The organism is Lutibacter sp. (assembly GCF_041596795.1).
GTDB lineage: Bacteria > Bacteroidota > Bacteroidia > Flavobacteriales > Flavobacteriaceae > Lutibacter.
Map to the genome: position 1 here is coordinate 1 of NZ_JBFHHX010000201.1, position 4,289 is coordinate 4,289.

Below are 4,289 nucleotides of genomic sequence, written 5' to 3' on the forward strand. Positions count from 1 at the left end.
ACCTTTTTTAGAAAATTGAGAAATATTGGAATTGCATTGGCCGCAACTGGTGGTGCAATTATAGCAGCTCCTATTGCATTGCCTGCAACCATTGTAACTATTGCAACCTATTTAACTGTTGCCGGAACTGTAGCGACTGCTGTGAGTCAGGCGGTGGTTTCTGACAATGAAATTGACACCAATGGCGAATAATGACCTACAACTGCGCTCTGGAATTGTTGGAGGCACTTTTCTATCCACTATCTTAAATATCACTTTTAATGATATTGTTTTTACAGTTGTTATGGCTGTGATTGGAGCGGTTGTGAGTTTTTTTGTTTCTTGTTTGTTGCGGAGGTTGTTTACAAAAAAATAAAGCCTAGCTATTTTTTAGCCAGGCTTTGTTTTAACGATTTTGAACATGAAAAGTTACAAGTTTAAAAACGAAATTTTTCAATATTATATTTAATATTTTTTTTAAACATGTTAATTTACTGAATTAAGCAATTTTGGTTATACGATGTTAGTGCAAGTATTTTTTCTTATTTTTTTTCGTTAATCTAAAATCGTTATTCTTTATTATGTCTCCTACAAATTTTGATTCTTTAGTCATTCCGTTTCTTTTGAAAGACTCTTCTAAATGTTTTAAGTTTACGGTATATTTTTCAAAATTTTTCCAAGACAACAATTCATTTAAAAACTCATTATGTTCTGGTTTGGTATATATGTCAATTAGTCTAGAATCAATTTTTGATATAATTGGTAAGAAATGTAGAAATACTTGTGGACCTAATTTATTTATTGAAGTAACCAAAGTAGAACTCAATTTACTGAAATCAGAGTTTTTTATTATAAACTTCGTTTTTGAATAATCAATTTTTGATAATTTATTTATAGTTGAACCCAATTGTTGATATGTAAAATTAGATCTATTAATTTTTTCAATTAACGAATCGTTTGAAATGTGGCTGAATAACCTTTCAATTTTTTTTGAATTTAATTCGGACAATGAGTTTAATCCATCAGCTAATTTTAAAATAGATGATTTTTCTGCTTTTAATAATAAATCTTTTTCTGAAATACTTTCTATTAAATTATATGCTAGATAGTTGTTTGATAATGATATATTATAAATACCTAATTGTAATGAACTGAAATTCTCTGAAATAACTTTTTTTATTAATATTTCTTTATTTATACTTTTAAATATTTCAAATGTTTTAGTCTTATTAATTTTTGAAAATAAATTAGAAAAAATTCCAATTTGGTTTAAGTTTTCTTGAATAATCAGCTCACTTAATTTATCATTATTTAAGTTGTTAAAGATTAATTGAGAACTTAATTTGTCAATTTGGTTAAGGTTGGTCAAAAAGAATGATATATCTTTAATATTATCATTCTCAATTTTTTTTATAATTTCATTACGATTTAATTTTATAAAATTTATCGCCTCGCCTTTTGAAATATTTCTTAAAGTATAAATAAGTTCTCTTGAGTTTTTTATAGATTCTAATAAATTATCTTTTGGTTTTATAGCTTTTTTAATTTCCAGTATTTTATTTGGTGAAATTTTACCCAATTCACCTAAAGAAGAATAAATTTCGCTTTCTTGTGAATTTTGAATTTTTGAAATTACCAATTTTGAATCTAAAGAGTTTAATAACGATATTGTTCTTTCTTTATCTATTTCTTTTAAATTAGTTAAAGCATTTGAAAGATGAACTAAAGAAGCTTCTTTCATTTTATTTTGAAAAAATTGCTCTATGTCAAGAGAATCAAATAATTTTCTAGCATCCGATTTGACATAAGTTGTATGTATGTTTTTTAAAATTCTACTTACTCCATCTAATCTTAAGTTTTTGAGGAACTCTAATTGTTTATCAAATGTTAAATTATATACTTCTTTAAAGCTATTATCATTAAGTATAATACTAAGTTTGTTAGAAATTATTTGTTTTTGACTATTATTTATTGAATTAATTTCTTGAAGTTGAGTGCTAAATTCTGTTATATATTTTGAAAGTAAAATATTCTTTTGGTTATATAGCTCTTGAAAATCAGGTGTTTTAATATCTTCAAAGCTCTCATATATTTTATAAATAAAATATTCAAATTTTTCTATTTCAATAAAATATGAATTCTCCGTTGAATTTAAAAGTTTTTTAACTTGCCAATTTAAATTCTCATAATTTGAAGCACACCAGTATAAACCAAATTTTGTATCTGATTTTATCTTTTTCAGTATTTGCATAATCGACTTATCAGAACCGTTATAACCAATTACAACTAGATCTTGTGAAATAAGAGCTTCTCTAAATTTTGTCTCCATATTTTCATCCAAAGATTCTGTTTCTTGTTTAGTGTTTTTTAAATTTTCAAATAAATAATCACCGTGGAGTTTTATTATGTTAGGTTTTGTACTATAAATGTTTATAAATCTCGCAATTTCATTGTGTGAATAAACTCTTGCTTTTGTATCTGTAAATTGTATTAATGTTTGATTTATTAAATCATCAAAATTTGAGGTAAAAACATTTTTAATTATATTATTAGATATTAAAAAAGCTAATAAAATATAAGCACCGCTTGGTGAAGATTTGTCAATAAAAAATTCAATTAATCTTTGTCTTTCTCGTGGGTCTTCCGAAAAATTTGAGAACCAAAACCCATATAAATTATCGTAAAAAATATTTTCTAATGTTTTTTCATCAGCATCCTTTTTATTTTGTAAGATTGTTTCTTTTAATTCTAATTCTTTCTGACTAATTTCTTGTTCGAATTTATCCTTATTTTTATTAAAAAAGGAATCATCAATCTCAAAATCATTTAATACCCACTTTGATTTATCTTCAAAATTGTCTAAATACCATAACTTTTTTAAAATATCTATTATTTCAGAACCTAAAGGGATTTTAGAGGATTTTGAGCAACCTGCTCCAAGAAAAAAAGCTGTTTTGGGAATTTGAGTTTCAAATTCATTCTTTTTCTCTTTGATTCGATTAATCAAGAAGTTTAAAGTTTTTATTTTATTCTTTTCAATAGTCATTTTTTTGGTCAATATTTGCCCTAACGTTGTTGTATATGGTTTGTTGCGTGGTTTAGCACGTAATTTAGCAAATAAAAACCGAATAGAAAATCCGCGAGGATTTTCGTAAGTAGGCTAGAACTAGCAATAAATTATATACGGCTTAAGTTTGTCTTTTAATTAAATTTGATATAAATCAGAAAGAACAAAAGAGAGGATTAAGGTTAGTATATACGGTGAAGCTTTAGACTTCGGCAACATTGATAATCCCCTCTCTTTTCTACTTTTATTTCGTTCAGTTCTGTGAGACCTAGATCTCGTTTTCAAGTTGTTGAAAGCAAAGTAGAATGTCCTTTCATAAAACAGTTCTTATGAATAAAAATACAGAATTTTTTGGAATAGACATCAGCAAAGATGTATTTGATGTTTTTAGTTTGGAGACGGGCCATAATCAGTATGCAAACAATGAAAAAGGATTTAAGCAATTCATTAAAAAACTATCAAAGGAAAGTTTGGTGGTTATGGAAGCTACGGGCTATTACCACTATTGTTTAGCCCAATATTTATATGAAAAAGGATATGCTGTTTCGGTAGTAAACCCTTTATCGGTAAAGCGTTTTATCCAGATGAAACTCTCGAAGGTGAAAACGGATAAAAGTGATGCAAAATCCATTTGCGAATATGCTCGTAATAATGAAGTGCCTCTTTATACAGCAAAGGATAAAAGTCAAGCGGAGTGTTTGCAGTTGCTACGATTGATGGATACCTATGTAAAGCACCGTACCGCTATGAAGAATAAATTGGATGGAGAAGAAGTTTTAGGGATACCTTCAAAAGCAGTGTATCGCTCATTAAGCAGAACGGTAAGGCAATTAAATAAGGAACTGGCAATACTGGAGGCGCGATTAACAGATTTGGTGAAAGAAGAGCAACAGGAACAGTTAAGACTTTTAAAAACCATTCCAGGTATTGGGGAAAAAGCGGCCATTTTACTGGTTGTATTCACTGATGGTTTTTCAAAGTTTGAAAACTCAAAGCAATTGTGTTGCTATGCAGGTATTACCCCAACTATAAGGCAATCGGGCAGTAGTGTTCGAGGGAGAAGCAGGATAAGTAAAATAGGGAACAAGAAATTAAGAAACCAATTGTTTTTGAGCAGTTTTACGGCCTGCCAATATAATAAAGCCTGTAGAGAGTTATATGAGCGTATTGTAGACCAAGGAAAAAGCAAAAAACTAGCTATGTTGGCGGTGTGCAATAAACTATTGAAACAGGCTTTTGCAAT

4 protein-coding genes are annotated in these 4,289 nt (G+C 28.0%); 3 read left to right on the forward strand and 1 reads right to left on the reverse strand.

Annotated elements, in window-relative coordinates:
- Together ABY298_RS15075 and ABY298_RS15080 are read left to right on the forward strand one after the other, a co-directional pair.
- Positions 1-192 (forward strand): hypothetical protein (locus tag ABY298_RS15075; protein ID WP_372746877.1); only part of this gene is annotated, 192 nt, incomplete at its 5' end.
- Positions 182-355, forward strand: coding sequence for a hypothetical protein (locus ABY298_RS15080; protein WP_372746878.1), 174 nt, complete (start codon positions 182-184; stop codon positions 353-355). The genes ABY298_RS15075 and ABY298_RS15080, both read left to right, overlap by 11 nt.
- A 147-nt stretch (positions 356-502) precedes the next feature.
- Here the strand turns inward: ABY298_RS15080 and ABY298_RS15085 are convergent, their stop codons facing one another.
- Positions 503-2,986, reverse strand: a complete 2,484-nt coding sequence (locus ABY298_RS15085; RefSeq protein WP_372746879.1) for an SIR2 family protein — start codon at positions 2,984-2,986, stop codon at positions 503-505.
- 389 nt (positions 2,987-3,375) lie between these two features.
- Here ABY298_RS15085 and ABY298_RS15090 point away from each other — a divergent pair.
- Positions 3,376-4,289 (forward strand): IS110 family transposase (locus ABY298_RS15090; RefSeq protein WP_372746880.1); only part of this gene is annotated, 914 nt, incomplete at its 3' end.